16 protein-coding genes and 1 pseudogene are annotated in these 16,214 nt (G+C 69.2%); 10 read left to right on the plus strand and 7 right to left on the minus strand.

Annotated elements, in window-relative coordinates; genetic code table 11:
• The first annotated feature begins 326 nt into the window (after positions 1-326).
• The 3 genes from OG448_RS00100 to OG448_RS00110 all read left to right on the plus strand — a co-directional run bounded on the left by OG448_RS00100 (position 327) and on the right by OG448_RS00110 (position 2,214).
• On the plus strand, positions 327-1,190 hold the full coding sequence (locus OG448_RS00100; protein WP_405550460.1) for an NADP-dependent oxidoreductase: 864 nt from the start codon (positions 327-329) through the stop codon (positions 1,188-1,190).
• Positions 1,191-1,218: 28 nt separating this feature from the next.
• A complete protein-coding gene (locus tag OG448_RS00105) occupies positions 1,219-1,770 on the plus strand; it encodes a hypothetical protein (protein WP_405550461.1) in 552 nt (183 codons plus the stop codon).
• Between the two features lie 69 nt (positions 1,771-1,839).
• Positions 1,840-2,214 carry a hypothetical protein gene (locus tag OG448_RS00110; RefSeq protein ID WP_405550463.1) on the plus strand — a complete coding sequence of 125 codons (375 nt, stop codon included), beginning with the start codon at positions 1,840-1,842 and terminating at the stop codon, positions 2,212-2,214.
• 34 nt (positions 2,215-2,248) lie between these two features.
• On the opposite strand, the pseudogene OG448_RS00115 reads toward OG448_RS00110, so the two are convergent.
• Positions 2,249-2,590 (minus strand): annotated as a pseudogene (locus OG448_RS00115) (ATP-binding protein); the annotation flags it as partial.
• A gap of 741 nt (positions 2,591-3,331) precedes the next feature.
• A complete protein-coding gene (locus OG448_RS00120) occupies positions 3,332-4,327 on the minus strand; it encodes a TDT family transporter (RefSeq protein WP_405550465.1) in 996 nt (331 codons plus the stop codon).
• A gap of 554 nt (positions 4,328-4,881) precedes the next feature.
• Between OG448_RS00120 and OG448_RS00125 the strand changes: the two genes are divergently transcribed.
• Entirely contained in the window at positions 4,882-5,901 is a 1,020-nt protein-coding gene (locus tag OG448_RS00125; RefSeq protein ID WP_405550466.1) for a GlxA family transcriptional regulator, read from the plus strand.
• A gap of 252 nt (positions 5,902-6,153) precedes the next feature.
• Here OG448_RS00125 and OG448_RS00130 read toward each other — a convergent pair whose 3' ends face one another.
• The gene (locus OG448_RS00130) at positions 6,154-6,867 is read right to left on the minus strand and encodes an SDR family NAD(P)-dependent oxidoreductase (protein ID WP_405550467.1); all 714 of its coding nucleotides are present in this window, start codon (positions 6,865-6,867) and stop codon (positions 6,154-6,156) included.
• Positions 6,868-7,371: 504 nt separating this feature from the next.
• On the opposite strand from OG448_RS00130, the gene OG448_RS00135 reads away from it, so the two are divergent.
• Entirely contained in the window at positions 7,372-7,587 is a 216-nt protein-coding gene (locus OG448_RS00135) for a hypothetical protein (RefSeq protein ID WP_405550468.1), read from the plus strand.
• 138 nt (positions 7,588-7,725) lie between these two features.
• Positions 7,726-8,277: a VOC family protein gene (locus OG448_RS00140; protein ID WP_405550469.1), complete on the plus strand. Its 552-nt coding sequence runs from the start codon at positions 7,726-7,728 to the stop codon at positions 8,275-8,277.
• Positions 8,278-8,408: 131 nt separating this feature from the next.
• Here OG448_RS00140 and OG448_RS00145 read toward each other — a convergent pair whose 3' ends face one another.
• The 3 genes from OG448_RS00145 to OG448_RS00155 all read right to left on the minus strand — a co-directional run bounded on the left by OG448_RS00145 (position 8,409) and on the right by OG448_RS00155 (position 10,738).
• Entirely contained in the window at positions 8,409-8,783 is a 375-nt protein-coding gene (locus tag OG448_RS00145) for a YybH family protein (protein ID WP_405550471.1), read from the minus strand.
• 105 nt (positions 8,784-8,888) lie between these two features.
• On the minus strand, positions 8,889-9,596 hold the full coding sequence (locus tag OG448_RS00150) for an SDR family NAD(P)-dependent oxidoreductase (protein WP_405550472.1): 708 nt from the start codon (positions 9,594-9,596) through the stop codon (positions 8,889-8,891).
• Positions 9,597-9,814: 218 nt separating this feature from the next.
• Positions 9,815-10,738, minus strand: a complete 924-nt coding sequence (locus OG448_RS00155; RefSeq protein ID WP_405550473.1) for a LysR family transcriptional regulator — start codon at positions 10,736-10,738, stop codon at positions 9,815-9,817.
• Positions 10,739-10,944: 206 nt separating this feature from the next.
• Between OG448_RS00155 and OG448_RS00160 the strand changes: the two genes are divergently transcribed.
• Together OG448_RS00160 and OG448_RS00165 are read left to right on the plus strand one after the other, a co-directional pair.
• A complete protein-coding gene (locus OG448_RS00160) occupies positions 10,945-11,247 on the plus strand; it encodes a muconolactone Delta-isomerase family protein (RefSeq protein WP_405550474.1) in 303 nt (100 codons plus the stop codon).
• Between the two features lie 314 nt (positions 11,248-11,561).
• On the plus strand, positions 11,562-12,767 hold the full coding sequence (locus tag OG448_RS00165) for a YbfB/YjiJ family MFS transporter (protein ID WP_405558610.1): 1,206 nt from the start codon (positions 11,562-11,564) through the stop codon (positions 12,765-12,767).
• Positions 12,768-12,805: 38 nt separating this feature from the next.
• Here OG448_RS00165 and OG448_RS00170 read toward each other — a convergent pair whose 3' ends face one another.
• Entirely contained in the window at positions 12,806-13,429 is a 624-nt protein-coding gene (locus OG448_RS00170; protein WP_405550475.1) for a TetR/AcrR family transcriptional regulator, read from the minus strand.
• A 442-nt stretch (positions 13,430-13,871) separates the two neighbouring features.
• Between OG448_RS00170 and OG448_RS00175 the strand changes: the two genes are divergently transcribed.
• Positions 13,872-14,903 (plus strand): DUF4331 family protein, encoded by a 1,032-nt coding sequence (locus OG448_RS00175; protein ID WP_405550476.1) that lies wholly within the window; start codon positions 13,872-13,874, stop codon positions 14,901-14,903.
• A 95-nt stretch (positions 14,904-14,998) separates the two neighbouring features.
• The gene (locus OG448_RS00180; protein WP_405550477.1) at positions 14,999-16,138 is read left to right on the plus strand and encodes a tellurite resistance/C4-dicarboxylate transporter family protein; all 1,140 of its coding nucleotides are present in this window, start codon (positions 14,999-15,001) and stop codon (positions 16,136-16,138) included.
• Positions 16,139-16,214 lie beyond the last annotated feature (76 nt).

Below are 16,214 nucleotides of genomic sequence, written 5' to 3' on the forward strand. Positions count from 1 at the left end.
GACCGCTACCCGAGGCCGCGTGCGCCTCCCCCGCAGGACAGAACTATCACCCAGTACAACTGAGCGACAGCAGGCCACGACCAACGATTGGCCCAGTTAGCCACGCTCCAAATGGACCACATGTCCGGGTCGCTGCTGCGTAGGCTCGACACCAAGGCGGCTGAGACCACAAGTGACCTCTGTAGGGGATCCCGAGGTGGACACTGGTGCGCGCACTGGGTTTCCGGCCTGGACCTCCCGGGCGGCCCGAGTGAGTGAGAGGACAAAGATCTGCTGTGAAGGCGTGCGGAGTCTCGGGGGCCGAGAAGGAAGTCACCCTGCTGGAGTTGCCCGAACCGTCATCTCCCGGGCCCGGTCAGATCCTGGTGGCGGTTGAGGCGGCCGGGGTCGGCCCGTGGGATGAACTGCTCAATGGCGCTGGTTGGGACGTGGGGCTGCGCCCCCCGGCGGCGCTGGGAGTGGAGGGCGCGGGCAAGGTACTGGCCGTCGGAGCGGGTGTCACCGGGTTCGCCGTAGGCGACCGCGTGCTCGCACACGAGGCCCCGCTGCCCGGGGGAAGCGGCTTCTGGGCGGAACGCGTTCTCATCAGCGCGTGCCACACGGCAGCCTGCCCACCCGGGTTGGACGCCGTGCACGCGGCGGCGCTGCCGGTCAACGGACTCACCGCGTTTCAGGCCCTGGAGAAGCTGGACCTCAGCCGAGGACAGCGGCTCCTGATCACCAACGGAGGTGGGGCCACCGGAGCCCTGGCCATCCAGCTCGCCGCGGCCAAGGGCATCGAGGTCACCGCGACCGCGTCTGCTGCCGCCGCAGAGCGCCTGCTTGGTCTGGGAGCGATGGAGGTCATCGACTACCACGCCCCGAACTGGCCGGCCGAGGCACGCGGCGGGTTCGACGCCGCCCTCACCATCGCCACCGGCACGGCGGACGCCGCTCTGCCTTTGGTGCGGGACGGCGGCCGACTGTGCTCCCTGACCTCGGACGCGCCTGCGGAGGAACGAGGCATCACGAGTTGGGACCTCTACCTCGAGCCCAACGCCACGCAGCTTGTCCAGCTGGCCGAGCAGGCCGCCGCTGGAGCCTTGAAACTCGCACCGGAACCCCTGCCGCTGAGCGAGGGACCGGCTGCGTTCGCGCGGGTGGTCACCGGACGGGCCGGCGGTAAGAAGATCGTGCTCACCCAAGCATGACCCGACCGGGCACCACCCGATCCCGACGGTGGCCCACGGCGCTCCCCAGGCGCGATCGAGAAATCGTCAGGCTGAGGAGGCGACCGAGGACGTGCTGGCGAGGTTTGCTCACGCCGGGGCCGCCGCCGAACGCGCCTGGATCAGGCGCATGTTCGCCAGCGTGAGCGACCATGCCGAATACCGGTCCCTGATCGCGAACTACGCCGCCGAGGGCGCCGTGTTGAAGGCCAGACGGGGCCGTGTCCGCAATGCCTTGGTGCACGGCCACCCCGCCGGCTTCGCGATTGTCGCGTCCGTGCGCGAGTACGCCGAGTTCTTGAGCCGCAGCGCGCTCAACCGCGGGCCTGAGTCCTACGTTCAGGGCACAGCGCCCGCTGCCGCGCTCGCGCAGCAAACAGACGAGTTCACCGCGATCCAGGAAAGCCAAGACGCCGCCAGCTACTGGCATGCCCGGCCCGTCACGAGAGCTTCAACGGAAGAGGTCCGGGAGGAACTCCCCCAGCAGGTGCCGGGCGTCGCCGAATGTCGGCGTACAGACTTTTCTCCCCAGTTGCGTACGGACGAACGTCCCCAGCTCTGACCGCGGGCAGCGGCAGCACCACGGAGGATCTCGGTTGAGATCGATGCCCCGCCCAGGGACACTCGCGCGATGAGCCACAGCACGTCGTCTGAACTGATCGAGCGAGGATGGGACGAGCCCTGGTATCGGGTTCGCATGGAGGGCTTCCAGGCGTCGTTCCTGCCCAGCGACGGTGAGGACTTGGACGAGGTCTGCAACGTCGATGTCTTCGTGACTCTGAAGGATGGATCTCGTTGGACCGCGACCGTGTTCACCATCGCGGAAGTCGAGCGCCTGATGAAACTCTGGGCAGGGACCGACGAGGCCGTCGGGGGCCGGTACTTCTGGGTCTCGGACGGCCTGATCGTCAGGGATCCCGGCATCGACAACATGGCCGACGTGATCGCCGGACTGATCGAGAACGGCGAGTTCTCCGAGATCTTTCAGCGGGTGTCCAACAACTGATCAAGTGCTCGGCCGACGGAAGCGACGTGGGGCGTCAGGCCACGTCGTTGTCCCGCTCGATCGCCTTGAGGCGGTTCTTGAGCCGGTAACTGGGACCATGGACGGAGATCACTTCGCAGTGATGGAGGAGGCGGTCGAGGATGGCGGTGGCGAGGACCTCGTCGCCGAACACCTGCCCCCATTTGCTGAAGGTCTTGTTCGAGGTCAGGATGATCGGGCCCTTTTCGTAGCGCTTTGAGATGACTTGGAAAGCCAGATTTGCCTCGGCTCGTTCGAGGGGCTGGTAGCCGACCTCATCGACCACGAGGACGCCGGGGCGCAGGTAGGTACCGAGCTTGTTCGTCAGACGCCCGGCGGCTTCGGCGGTTCTGAGGTTGTGCCCGGGCGATGAGACCTGCTCGGACCCGGACTGCTTCAGCGGCTGCAACCACATCGAGGTCCGCATGTGCTGGGACTGCTGGCACCTGCTCGGCGTGAGCGACAACGCCCCGAAGACGGGAGCTGCCCCAACGGACGCGCCCTCTATCCCCGCTGAAGCGTGCCCGACGCGCTGCACACCCCGGCCCAGCCGGTCCGGCCCCCGTCGCGGAAAGCCTTCGGCGGGGGCCGGCCTTGCCAGCGAGGTCGTATCGGCCTTCGGGGCTTCTACGACGGTCCAACCGCTGTACCCACCGGGGGAAGGAAGCAACGAGGCAGTTCTGCTGAGTCGACCGCACGGCCACTGTCGAGGCCATCGCGCTCATCCTCTTCGGTGCCACACCGATCCTCGTCAGCGGAGGGTTCGAGCTGCAGAAATCGCCGCCGTTCCACGTGCATCTGAGCCCAGGGGTGTCGCACAGTGGTGATCTTTTCAGGATGCATCGGGAGCGGCGGACCGTGGGCGCAGCCCACGGTAAGACAACTCGGCACCGTACAGGGCGACTTCACCCATCAGCAGCAGGGGCTCCAGCGGCCGAAGCGGGTTAGCGGCGCCCGCGCCCCGCGCTCGTCCAGACCGAGGGCTGCTGCGTCCGAGGTCGGTGTCCCAGCGTGTGTGGCGGCCGGCCAGTACGCGGTCTGCCCCGCCAGGGCCTCCTGGCGCCTCTCTGCCGGCGGTTAGATGTACCTCTTCATGTCTTCAGGCTTGGACCTTGCGCCGGGCAGCGTGGCGCAGTGAATGCCAGCCGACGACAGCCCACGCGGCGACGAGCAGCCCGTACAGGCCGACCGCACCCCAGATGAACGGCTGCGATCCCGTTAGAGCCGCCAGCGCGCTCGTGGCAGTGACACACGCGCCGAGGGGAAAGATGAACGACCACCAGGTGGGCGCGAAGGGCAGACCGCGCCGCACCTCGCGCACGGTGAGCGCCGTGGCGAGCGCGAGCCACAGCAGGGCGAAGCCCCACATTCCGACCCCGCCGAGTAGCGCCGCGACCTCGGCTCCCCGTGCGCCCGGCCCAGGCAGTGCGCTCGGTGCGGCCGTGGACAGCGCGCCCAGCGCCGTGACCGCCTGGTCCAGCGCGCCCACGCCGATCCACACCGTGGGCACTACGACACCAATGGGTGTCTCATGGTGGACCAGCCGGCTGTAGACCATGGCCAGCACGAGGAGGACGGCCAGCACCCCGAGTCCGAGCATCACGTAGCAGCTCAGCAGCATGGCCAGGCGTGGTTGTCCGGCGGCGGCGTGCGGGACGAGCAGGGCGCCGGTCGCGGCGGACACCATCGGCGGGACCACCGGCAACAGCCAGCCGCCGAAGGCGGCGTTCGGTTCGAAACGGTGCCGGGTGATCATCAGGTACGGAATGGTGACGGCGGTCGCGAGCCCGAGCGCGGTGCCGGTAAACCACAGAACCCAGTCCACGTTCACGGCCGCGTGTGTCCCGATCACCCGGGGGCCGAAGAGCAGCGTGCCGGCACCGACGGTCAGCAGGGCCATGGGCGGTGCCCCGAAGAACTGGGAGACGACCGGGTCGGCTACGTGTACCCGCAGCTTCCGCTGTCGCGCGTAGCCGATGACGAGCCCGACCAGCAGCAGGGCGGCTCCCGCCCAGATCACCGTGGCGGCGTCCCGCAGTCCGGGAAGCCCGCGGGGCAGGGCGGCCGCCGCATCGGCGACGATCCCGGTGCCCATGACGGCCGCGAACCAGCTAGGGCTGAGGGGGGTACGCCCCTTGTCGCCCGCCTCGGCCGGCCGGTCCCGGCGCGGGGCGGTATGCCTTGTGCCTGAGCGGGCCACAGGCGGGACTACAGGGGTGGAGCTGGAATGCAGGGTCATGATGTGAAGCGCCTTACCTCGTCCTGTCGAGTCGTCACCCTCGGTGGCCCGGCGCCCGTTCGGCACTCACCGCGGAAACTCGCCGGTCACCGCCGGGGCCGGCGGCCCGTTGCACATCGAAGATAGGGCGGCATCGGACCCTTGACCCAGGTCATCACGCGCCATGACACCCTCACCTCAGGACATGGCGTCGGCCGCCCGGGCGGCGGTGGGGGTCGGTCCGGCCCTGAGGCACCTGGAGGCCCAGCCCTCTGAGCGGGCAGTCAGCGGCGAATGGGGCGAGACGGGGCCGCGCACGGGCGTCGGCGGACCGACCGCCGGCTGTCCGTGCCGCTTCTGGATCACTTAAGTTCAATCTTCAAATTTATCGGACTACAATGGACCGCGTCCATCGGCGCGGGAGGTCCACGATGAAGGACACGGAGTCCGACCGGAAACCGCTCCTGGTCACGGTGCTGGTGTTTCCGGGAGTCCGGCTGCTCGACGTCACCGGGCCGATCGAGGTGTTCGCGACGGCCAACGACTTCGGTGGTCGTTACCGCGTACGCATAGCCTCCCCGGACGGCTCCGAGGTGGTCACCGCCTCGGGCACCGGACTCGGGGTCGACTTGGCCGTCGGCCAGGTCGACTACGTGAGCGACGTGGTCGTGGTCCCCGGTGGCCCCGAGTGGCCCTCCCTGGTCAAGGACGACGCGCTGCTGGACGCCGTAAAGGCCCTCGACGACCGCAGCCGTTGCACCGCCTCCGTGTGTACCGGCGCCTTCCTCCTCGCGGCCGCCGGTCTGCTGGACGGGCGCAGGGCCACCACCCACTGGCGTTCCGCCGGCCAACTGGCCCTGCGTTACCCGCGGGTGACAGTGGACACTGACGCCCTGTTCGTCCGCGACGGCCGCGTCATGACGTCAGCAGGGGTCAGTTCGGGCATCGACCTGTCGCTCGCCCTGGTCGAGGAACACCATGGCGCCGACGTGGCCCGCGCGGTCGCCAAGGACATGGTCGTCTTCATGCAGCGGCCGGGAGGACAGTCGCAGTTCAGCGTCCGCACCCGCACCCCGCACGCACGCCAGGAGATGCTGCGCCGCGTCCTGGACGCGGTCGCCCAGGACCCTTCCGCCAACCACACCCTGGCGGCGATGGCCCGCCGGGCGGGCGTGAGCACCCGGCACGTCACACGGCTGTTCCGCGATGAACTGGGGACGACCCCGGCTCACTACGTCGAACAAGTCCGCATGGAAGCCGCCCAAGCGATGCTGGAGGGCAGCGACGATCCCATGGCCTCGGTGGCTCGTCGCACCGGCTTCGGCTCCGCGGAATCTCTGCGCCGAGCCTTCATCCGCAACCTCGCGATCACCCCCGGAGCGTACCGGTCCCGCTTCCGAACCACGGGGGTGATGGGCGTCGGCCTCACGACGAGAGCGATGGGCTCCTGAGGGCGCCGGTGCGATGGCGGCGCAGGCCCCCGACGCGTCTGCTCACCGGCCCTCGCCCTCCGGTCCGGCGTCCCAGATGCGCGAGAAGCACGGCCATTTACCTGTCCCACCCGTAGCGGTGGGGCCACCGACCACGTCATTCGCGATGGCCGAGCCGGGGCAGGTCCATCTTCGAGCGGCTTTCCGTGTGGGCGGAGGCCGGCGGGAGGAGCCGACAGGCGTGCAGGCTCGACGTCACGGAGCTGCCGGGTTTCAGTGTCCCGCGCTTTGCCCACCGTCGACGTGCGCGATCTCGCCAGTGACGAAGGGGGCCTGCTCCAGGTAGAGGATGGCCCGCACCACGTCGTCCACCTGGCCCATCCGGCCGACCGGGTGAAGCGCCGCCTGCACCCCGCCGGGGTCGGTCGGGTGCATCGACGTCTGGATGACACCGAGGGAGACGGCGTTCACGCGGATGTCCCGCTTTGCGTACTCGATGGCCAGCGACTTGGAGACCGCGTTCAGACCGCCCTTGGTGAGCGAAGCGAGCGCCCCCGTGACCCGGGCGTCGGCGTTGTCGACCAGACTCGTGGAGACATTGACGACGTGGCCTCCGCCCTGGCGGGCGAGCATCACGCCGACGGCGCTGCGGGTGACTTCGAAGAAACCCCGCACATTGACGCCGACAACGGTGGAGAAGTCCTCGTCGGTGTAGTCGGTGAAAGGCTTGGCGACGAACACTCCGGCGCAGTTGACCAGCGTGTCGAGGCGGCCGAACCGGTCCGTCGTCGCCTTGGCGATACGCGCTCCCGCGCCGGATGAGGCCACGTCGTCGGCGTGGGTGAGCACGTCGGGGTCGTCGGACGGCGGGATGGAGCGGGCGACGGCGGTGACCGCGTAGCCGAGGCTGCGATAGGCGGTGACCAGAGCCGCCCCGATGCCTCTCGAGGCGCCGGTGATGACGGCGACCTTTTGCGTGGAGTCCATGGGCGATTCTGGCGCGCCCGGCACGCTTGGCGAGGTAACGGCAGGCGTGTCGGAGCTGTCCTTGTGGTCACCCCCGCGACCGCAACGGATGCCGCCGCGCGGGCTCGAGGCAGCGCAGTAGCCGGGTCGCAGACGACGGCCGGCGAGCTCGACGCGTGACCTGAGGCGCGCGCGTCGTGCGTTGTGCGTCGGCAGAAGGGACAGCACTATGGTTCGCGGGCCGTGACCGGCTCACGCCGGGTGGTGCGCCTCAGCCTGCGGCGCGGATGCCCTCCAGCCGCACGAGTGACAGACTGAAATCGGAAACCGGGGTCTGTGGTGGCTTCGGCGGAGCACGACGGCCGATGCACAGCGGCCCCGTTCACGGTGGCGTCGAGAGCGTGAGGCACGTGCTTGAGCGGGCAGGTGTCTTGCATCACCGTCCCGACGGGGGTCGCTGCGAGTAACCGCAGCGGGCAATCGCGGAGTCGGACGCGGACCGTACGGAAACCGGGTGTGAAAGTGGTGGCCCGACGACCGGCGCCGGGGATGGCCGTCACGGGCGCGCCCCTCGGCAGCCAACTGGACACGCGACGCGTCGAGTTGAGGAAGACGTTGCCCATCGGCCGGGTGGTCGGCCCCGAGGGCGTCGCCGCGCTCGCGTTGCACGTCATGGTCAATGGGGCCCTCACCGGCGCGACGTACGACATCGACGGTGGCCAACAACTCCTCGCCCCCTAGGCGTTCGTCGCGTGCGGGCGTCCGCACGCGTCGGCCCGTCCAGCACGGTGGGCACGGAGGCCTCCGCGAACCGGGGCGCGGACGGCATCGATGTTCGATGCCTGGTCCCCGCAGGCGCCGAGACGAGAGGAACAACCCATGGACATGAAATTCGAGGTCGCCGTGGTGCCGGTGTCCGACGTGGACCGCGCGAAGGCCTTCTATACGGCGCTGGGCTGGCGGCTGGACGCGGACGTCGCCACCGACGGGGGCTTCCGGGTGGTGCAGGTCACGCCGCCGGGATCACCTGCCTCGGTCATCTTCGGCAGCTCGCTGACAGAACAGAGCCCCGGTTCAGCGCGCGGACTGCACCTGGCCGTGGATGACATCGAGGCCGCGCGCGAGGAGCTGGTACGCGGGGGCGCGGACCCGAGCGAGGTGTTTCACGACGCCGGTGGCGTCTTCCACCATGCGGGGACGGACGCCCGGGTCCCTGGTCCCGCGCCGGACAACGGCAGCTACGGATCCTTCGTCTCGTTCAGCGATCCGGACGGCAACGGCTGGTTTCTCCAGGAGATCCACACGGCTTCCGGGACGACTGGACCCCGCGGCCACGGCGTTCGGCTCGGCCGGCGATCTCCCGGGCGCGCTCCGGCGGGCCGCGGCGGCGCACGGCGAGCACGAGGACCGTGTCGGCATGGAGGACGCTGACTGGCCGGACTGGTATGCGCGCTACATGGTGAGCGAGCAGTCCGGGACAGAACGCCCCTCGTGAGTGCTCGGCGCGGCGGTGATCGCCGCGGCCGCCGATGTGCTGATGAACAACGCCCGCCCGGTGGTGTTCAGTTGAGGCGCGAGACCTGATAGTGGGCGATCTGCCAACGGGCCTCAACGCGGCGCACCAGGACACCCAGGTAGACGGTGATCGTAGGGCCGTCGGTGAACGAGAAGTCGACGGTCAGGTAGCCCAGCACGAGGTCGTCGGAGTGGCGTCTGGTCTCCAGGATTTGGTACGCGGCCTTCATCCCCACGGGCTGTGCGTCGTAGTAGGCGGCGACGGCCTGCCTTCCGGTCCCGTACGGGTGCAGCCCCTGGAAGAGGGCGTCGTCGGTGAATTCCGCGGCGACCCGCTGCGGCTCGTGGGCGTCGACGGCGGACTTCCACCGGTCGAGTACGTCTCGCAGGATCGCTTCAGTGTCGTCTGTCATGGTGTTCATCAGGGTGCTCCTGCCGGTCGGTTGTGCGGGGGTAACGCTGTACGGCGTGTCGCCCGGGGTGCGAGGCGTGGAGCCCGCGCACCCCGAACCGGGCCGGCCGGCGTGTCAGTGCCCTGCGCTCATGCCGCCGTCGACGTGGAGGATCTCGCCCGTGACGAACGGGGCGTTTTGCAGATACAGCACCGCGTCGACGATGTCGCTGGACTCGCCCATGCGCCGGACCGGGTGCAGGCTCGCCAGGGTCTTGTGGCTCTCCAGCGGGTGCATGGGCGTCTTGATGGTGCCCGGCGCGACCGCGTTGACACGGATGCCGCGCGTGGCGTACTCGATGGCGAGGGACTTGGTCGCGGACTGCAGCCCGCCCTTGGTCAGCGAGGCGAGTGCGGAGGGGACGCGGGCGTCTGCGTTGTCGACCAAGCTGGTGGTGATGTTGACGATGTGGCCGCCGCCCTGCGCGAGCATCTGCCCGATGACCAGCTGGGTGATGTGGAAGAAGCCGGTGACGTTGACCCCGGTCACGGTGTCGAAGTCCTCCTGCGTGTAGTCCGTGAACGGCTTGGCCACGAACACACCCGCGTTGTTGACGAGGGTGTCTATACGGCCGAAGCGCTCGACTGCCGCGGCGACGACCCGCTCCGCGGTGGCGGGGTCGGCGATGTCGCCCTGCACCGTCACCATGTCGTCGGTGGGTGCGATGGTGCGTGAGGTGGCGACGACGGCGTAGCCCTGCTTGCGGTAGGCGGCGGCGAGGTCCGCGCCGATGCCCTGTGAGGCGCCGGTAATGATTGCGACCTTCTGGTCCTGAGTGCTCATGACTGCCTTCTTCGGGAGGGATGGAGCGAGGAGAGCCCGGTGAACTTGTAGCCGACCGGTCGACTAATTCGACCGTAGGTCGCCCGGTTGCCGCCGTCAAAGGTCCACAGCCCTTCTCCCGAGACCGGCTCCCTCTCACGTAGTAGCCGCAGGCTCTCAGCCCAGTTCAGCGAAGGCACGAGTCAGCGGGAGAGGGAACGGCGCCCCGACCGCGAACGCTACTGCCGGTACGGATCGCAGGCCGGCAGCCAGACATCGGCGGCGTGAATACCGAGGTCTCCGACGACGTCGCACAATTCGTCGACGGCCGCGAGCACGGAGCGCCGGACCTCGCTCCGACGCCACACCAGGGACCAGGTCCAGTAGATCTCAGGCCCTTCGATGTCGCGCCGGCACAGGTCGGAGGGCAGCGTCGTTGTCTGCCCCTTAGGCGAGTTGATGACGGGCGTGCCACTGCGGCGGACATGGTCGAAAAACGCGGGTCCAGTGATCCCACCGTCCGAGATGCGTACCGGGCGTGCTCCGGTTTCCTTGGCCAGCTCTGTGGCGTACGCGTTCCACGAGGACCAGGAGGTGGTGTCGTCGTCGAGGAGCACGACGGTGTGCGAGGCGGAGACCTTCGCCGTGGCATCGCCGGAGGAGACGGCGTACAGCCGGTCAGCGCCGAGGAGACGGGCACGCAGGCCGCACTCCTCCAGGGTGCTCGTGGGCACCCAGCAGATCGCGAGGTCAAGGCTGCCGTCGGCGACCCGGGCCGCCTGGGTGTGCGAGGGGGCGACCCAGGCGTCGACATGGATCTGGGCCACTGCGGCGGTACGGGACGTCAGGTCCGGCGGCATCCAGTTGACGTAGCCGAGGCGGACGGGTTCCGAACCGGAGAGCCGGCGGGCTCGGAGCTGGAGGTCATCGGCACGTTGGAGCAGGGCCCGTGTGTGAACGAGCAGATCGGAACCGGCTGGGGTGAGGGTCACCGAGCGGCGATCCCGGTCGAACAGCCGCACCCCGAGGTCGCGTTCGAGCGCCTTGATCTGCTGTGACAGGGACGGCCCGGCGATCAGAAGACGTTCGGCGGCACGGCCGAAGTTCAACTCCTCGGCGACGGCGACGAAGTACCGCAATTGACGCAGTTCCACGCCGGTCATGGTACGTCCGGTAGGAGGGTACGCCTATCAGCGGGAAGGACGCCGGTCGTGGCGGGCGCGCTGAAGTGGGCGGACGATGGACGCATGGTGCCCGAGGGCCGGTGGCCGGCGATGGTGCCGACGTCGTGGGTGCGGCCCCCGGCATGCGCCCTTCCGAGGGATGCGCGGCTTCGCGGACAGCACACCGTGCCGAATGGAGAGTGACCATGCGTGAATTCCTGGTCGAGATCACGACCACCATCCCTGTCGGGACCCCGCAGGAGGAGGTCGACCGGCGCCGCGCCGCCGAAGCCGCGCGGGCCCGTGACCTGGCGGCCACCGGCCACCTGGCGAGACTGTGGCGCCCCGTCGGAGAGCTGCGCAGCATCGGTGTCTGGCGAGGTGACGACGAGGAGGACCTGCGGGCCACGGTGCTCGACACTCTGCCCCTGAGCCCGTGGATGACCTTCGTCATCACCCCGCTGGAATCCCATCCGAACGATCCGGGACGGAACGACGGCAGCGCCTGACGGGCTGCTGTCGCGTTCCTCGCCCCACCCCTGGCGGACGACACCCGGCCCTGGTCGGAGCGGCCGGAATCGCGGCCCTCGGCTGACGCGCGGGGGCCCTCGCTGCGCCACGGACCAGCGCGGCTCGCCGGCCGGGCGGGCCCACACGATCTGAGCGGGTCCGCACCGCCATTCCCGCAACGCCCTGCGCCCTCCAAGGACTTCCCATGCCACTGCGACGGTGTTCGCATGCCTCTTGCGCCCTGGCCCGCGCTACCACCCCGCCGTCGCCCTGGGGCCACGTGGGGCAAGCCGCTGCGGCCCTCGCCGCCGGCATGGGGGTCGGCCGGTTCGTCTTCACCCCCATCGTCCCCCTGATGCACGTACAGGCGAGGCTGAGCGTGAGCTCGGGCGCGCATCTGGCCACCGCCAACTACGTCGGCTACCTGATCGGCGCGCTCGCCGGCATCCTGGCCCCCGGCCTGGTCCGCTCTCCCGCGCTCCTGCGGGCCGCCCTTGTCGCGCTGGTGGGCAGTCTGGCGGCCATGCCCGTCACCGAGAGCACGTCGGGGTGGACCGTGCTGCGGCTGGTGACCGGCGTCGCCAGTGCGCTGATCTTCGTCATCGCGGCCAACTCCCTGCTCAGCCACCTGCGCGGGCGCCCCGCCCACATGTCCGGCTGGGCGTTCGGCGGCGTCGGAGGCGGGATCGCACTTTCCGGGCTGCTTGTCCTCGCCGTCCGTTCCGTCGCCGGCTGGCAGGCGGCGTGGTGGGCCTCGGCAGCGCTCGCCACGTTTCTGGCGGTGCCGGCGTGGAATCTACGGCAGGAAGCGGCACCGGCAGCACCCGCGCCGTCCGTGCCGCCGTCCCCGTCGTCGGGGGGTGCCGGAGTCGCTGGAGCGACGGCTGGAGAGCCTGAGCCAAGGGCACGTACCGGGCGTCAATTCGCCGTGCTGTTCGCCGCGTACACCCTGGAGGGCACCGGTTACATCGTCGCCGGTACGTTCCTGGTCGCCGCGATCGAGCAGGACTCACCGGGCTGGATCGGCAATGGTGCCTGGATCCTGGTCGGTCTTGCCGCGGTACCTTCGGCGGCACTGTGGGCCCGGCTCGGACGCCGGTGGTCCCGTCCCGGCCTGTTGTTCGCCGCCCTCGTCGTCCAAGCGGTCGGTATTGCGCTGCCCACGCTGTTCGGCGGAGTTACGGCCGCTCTGATCTCGGCGGTCCTGTTCGGCGCGACGTTCATCGGGATCAGCACGCTGGCCCTCGCGTCGGGCGCCCACCTGCGCTTTCCCCGGTCGGTGCCGCTGTTGACCGCCGGATACTCCGTAGGTCAGATCTTCGGCCCCCTCGTCGTGGCGCCACTGCTCCACCACGGCTATCGACCGGCGCTACTGCTGGCTTCCCTGGTGGTTTTCGCGGCAGCGGCGGCGGCAGGCGTCCTGCGTATCGGATTTCCGCGGCAGGTGGAGAGGATGCCGCAAGGGATGCGGGTAAGCCGGCCGGAGGACGCTCCGGTGGCGGGCGGAAGCCGAGCCTGACCGGTCTGCGCGCCGCCCCCCGACGCTGATGATCGAGGTCAGTCGCGGCCGATCGCGGTCTTCTGGGGTGTGCGGGCGCCGAGCAGCGCCAGACAGTTCGCCCACAGGGGAGCCAGGCGCTGCGTGCTGTTGTAAAGCTTGGCGAACAGAACCTGGCCTTCCAGTTGGGCGATCACGGCTCGTGCGGCTTCCCGGGTGTCCACAACGGCGATGTCCTCGCGGGAGAGCGCCTCGGCGACGACCGACTCGACCATGTCGATCTGGGCCTCGAAGATGTCCTGGAGACGTTGCCGCACGGACTCGGCCTGGTTGCTCATCTCCAGAGCGAGGTTTCCGAACACGCAGCCCGAAACCGTGCCACAACTCTGCTGACCGGCGTGCTGCGTGGCCTGGGTCTCCTCGAACAGGGCTCGAAGCCGCAGCAGGGGTTCCGTCTCGTCCCCGAGGACACGCGTCCAGGCCCGCTTCTGTTCAGTCCACTGCTCGTCGATAACGGCGAGGGCAAGCGCTTCCTTGGACTCGAAGAAGTAGTAGAAGCTGCCCTTCGGTACCTGGGCGGCTTTGCAGATGTCGGCCACACCCAGGGCCGAGTAGCCGCGCAGTTCGATGAGTGACCGCGCGGCGGTGAGGATCTTGTTCCGGGCGTCGCTGGTGCGTCCCATGACCAAAGTGTACGACCGGTCGTCTATAGCAGGGGGTGGGACCGTCAGCCGCTTTGGACTCGGCCGACGGCGAGCCCGGCTGTCCTCACGAAAGAGGAGCGGGCCGCCCAATTGACCGCGCCATGCTCACAGGGACGATCGCCCAGGATCACGCCGATGGCCCCGAGGTGACCTGCTGGCTTGCGCCCCGCGCGTCGGCAAAGAGCGAAAGAACGAGTCCGGAGCCTCCCCCGCCGACTTCCCCATGCGCCCCCCGACAGGGGCGGTAGTCTGGGCAAAGCGACATTTCGCCTGCCGGGGGCTCGCCGTGGTCCACTCCGCCCGCTTGCGGGCAGTTGAGTCCGGGCCGGAGACGGTCAGCCGGCCTACGGACGCCTCATACCGCGGAGGGCTCACAGCTTCGCCGGTTGAGTGCCGCCGAGCTTGCGTCTGGAGCCATCGCATGTCCCACCATCTCGATTCTCCCGCCGCCAGGGCCGACGCCCGGCTCAACATCTCCGACACGTACGTGTTCCGAGGTGAACGCGGAACTGTCCTGGTGATGAATGTCTGCTCCGACTCCGCGGGCCCCGACGCGCCGAAAGGGTTCCACCCCGAGGCTCGATATGAATTCAAGATCGACAGCACCGGCGACGCTGTCGAGGACCTCGCCTTCCGTTTGACCTTCGGTGAGCCCGATGCCGATGGCTCGCAGACGGTCGAGTTGAGCCGCCTCACCGGAGCCGAGGCGGCCGATGATTCGGCGACCGGCACCGTACTGCTCGCCGGCCGGACGGGGCAGGAGCTGAGCACCGACGCGGGCCTGCGGCTCTGGACCGGTCGGGCCAGCGATCCGTTCTGGATGAATCCGGCCGTCGTTGAGGCGGTCGGACAAGCCTTCCAGCACGGTACTGACGTGGAACTGCCCCAGCCCGACTCCTCCGAGGTCACCAGCCTGTTCTCCGGCATGAAGGTGCGCTCCATCGTGCTGGAGGTGCCGGACGCGGAACTGCTCGCCTTCACAGCCGGCAGGGACATCGGCGCATGGGGGGTGACGGCATTGGCGACCGACGCCGGCGGATGGCACCGCATCAACCGCTGCGGACTCCCGATGGTGTCGCCGATCTTCGCCCAGTTCGACGACGACCTCGCGGAACTGCTGAACCAGACCCGACCGGCCGACGACACGCGCGTCCTCAGCCAGGCGATCACCGACCGCGTCGCCGCAGTCGTCGGCGCGCGCGGCACCGCGTCGGATCCTCAGGTCTACGGCCAGGAGGTGGCCGAGCGGCTCCTCCCGGACGTCCTCCCGTACACGGTGGGCACTCCCGCCGTCTTCGGCTTCGCGAAGTTCAACGGCCGGGCGCTCACCGACAATGCGGGGGAGGTCATGTTCTCTCTGGCCACGGACAGCGCCGTGAGCGTCGGACTGGGCAAGGAGGCGGTGGACGCGCCGACCACGTCATCCTTCCCCTACGTGGCTCCGGCCGGCTGACAGCACCACATCCGCGACGTACCGCCGCCCTGCGCGACGTGCGCTTCCCAAGATCAGCGCTACGAGGAATTCTGTGTTCACGTCGAACGAGCCAGGTGACGGACGGACAACTGGCCTCCGAGAACGGCTTTCAGGTGTCCGACATCGCGCCTGACACGCGCCCGCACCGGTGCCGGGCGACACTTTCCTCCGCCGTGGCGAACCTCCACCCGGGGGCGTTCTCGTTCGTCATGGGCACCGGGATCGTGTCCACGGCGCTCTACCTCAATGGAGCCGGCACCGCTTCCGCGGCACTGCTCTGGGTAGGCCTCGCGGGATTTGCCGTCCTGCTGCCCGCTTACGGCTGGGGACTGCTGCATCGGCGGGAACGGTTCGCCGCGGCCTTCCTCGGACCGGTCTCCTTCGCCTTCCTCACCATCGCCATCGCCCCCAACGTCCTGGCCGCACGACTGGTCCCGAGCGGACACACGGCGATCGCGGAGGCGTTCCTGGCGTTCGGAGCGGCCGTGTGGCTGCTTCTGGGCTACGCGGTTCCCCTGGCCCTGATCACCACCACCCGGCGGCGCCCCTCGCTCGACCAGGTTGACGGCACCTGGTTCCTCTGGTCGGTGGGCACCGACTCGACAGCGGTCGCGGCAGCCTCCCTCGCCCATGTGACCTCTGGAGGCCTTCTGCCGGCGGCGGCGGTCGTGTGCTGGGCCATCGCCTTGGTGCAGTACCTGTTGGTCGCCGGGATCGTCCTGGCGAGGCTGCTCGTGCGGCCGCTCAACCCCGGGGATCTCATGACCTCGTTGTGGATCTTCATGGGTGCGGCGGCGATCAGTGTGCTCGCGGCGACACGGCTGCTCGAACTGCCCCCGGAAAGCCTGCTGCTTCCCCACGCCATCCTGACCGGTTGGTCGATCGTCCTCTGGTCATTCGCCAGTTGGCTGATCCCCCTGCTGCTGGCTCTGGGGGCTTGGCGACACGGGGTGCAGAAGATTCCGCTGCGTTACGAGTTCGGCTGGTGGAACCTGGTCTTCCCGATCGGGATGTACGGGGTTGTCACCCACGAACTGGGACGCGTAACCGGGAAAACGTGGATGACGTCGATGGGCCGTGGGGAAATTTGGGTCGCCGTCGGAGTCTGGGCCGTCGTGGTCATCGCCATGACAGTCACCTTCCTTCGCCCCCACGTCGGATCCGGCCGTCGGGGCGACGCATCCACTCACCCCCACCAGACACACCCCGGCTGACGCTCACTCCTCGCGCACCAGGCCTCGGACCACCTCGGGGTCGGAGGACGTGGAAGCCGTACGGACCCAGTCCTCC

It is taken from the genome of Streptomyces sp. NBC_01171, assembly GCF_045039805.1.
Lineage (GTDB): Bacteria > Actinomycetota > Actinomycetes > Streptomycetales > Streptomycetaceae > Streptomyces.

What these genes read in the sequence shown, in the direction of transcription:
- OG448_RS00145 (WP_405550471.1), bottom strand. Translation starts at nt 8,783, where the DNA reads ATGAACACCATGACAGACGACACTGAAGCGATCCTGCGAGACGTACTC.
- OG448_RS00150 (WP_405550472.1), bottom strand. Translation starts at nt 9,596, where the DNA reads ATGAGCACTCAGGACCAGAAGGTCGCAATCATTACCGGCGCCTCACAG.
- OG448_RS00130 (WP_405550467.1), bottom strand. Translation starts at nt 6,867, where the DNA reads ATGGACTCCACGCAAAAGGTCGCCGTCATCACCGGCGCCTCGAGAGGC.
- OG448_RS00175 (WP_405550476.1), top strand. Translation starts at nt 13,872, where the DNA reads ATGTCCCACCATCTCGATTCTCCCGCCGCCAGGGCCGACGCCCGGCTC.
- OG448_RS00160 (WP_405550474.1), top strand. Translation starts at nt 10,945, where the DNA reads ATGCGTGAATTCCTGGTCGAGATCACGACCACCATCCCTGTCGGGACC.
- OG448_RS00155 (WP_405550473.1), bottom strand. Translation starts at nt 10,738, where the DNA reads ATGACCGGCGTGGAACTGCGTCAATTGCGGTACTTCGTCGCCGTCGCC.
- OG448_RS00120 (WP_405550465.1), bottom strand. Translation starts at nt 4,327, where the DNA reads ATGGGCACCGGGATCGTCGCCGATGCGGCGGCCGCCCTGCCCCGCGGG.
- OG448_RS00140 (WP_405550469.1), top strand. Translation starts at nt 7,726, where the DNA reads ATGGACATGAAATTCGAGGTCGCCGTGGTGCCGGTGTCCGACGTGGAC.
- OG448_RS00170 (WP_405550475.1), bottom strand. Translation starts at nt 13,429, where the DNA reads ATGGGACGCACCAGCGACGCCCGGAACAAGATCCTCACCGCCGCGCGG.
- OG448_RS00110 (WP_405550463.1), top strand. Translation starts at nt 1,840, where the DNA reads ATGAGCCACAGCACGTCGTCTGAACTGATCGAGCGAGGATGGGACGAG.
- OG448_RS00125 (WP_405550466.1), top strand. Translation starts at nt 4,882, where the DNA reads ATGAAGGACACGGAGTCCGACCGGAAACCGCTCCTGGTCACGGTGCTG.
- OG448_RS00165 (WP_405558610.1), top strand. Translation starts at nt 11,562, where the DNA reads ATGGGGGTCGGCCGGTTCGTCTTCACCCCCATCGTCCCCCTGATGCAC.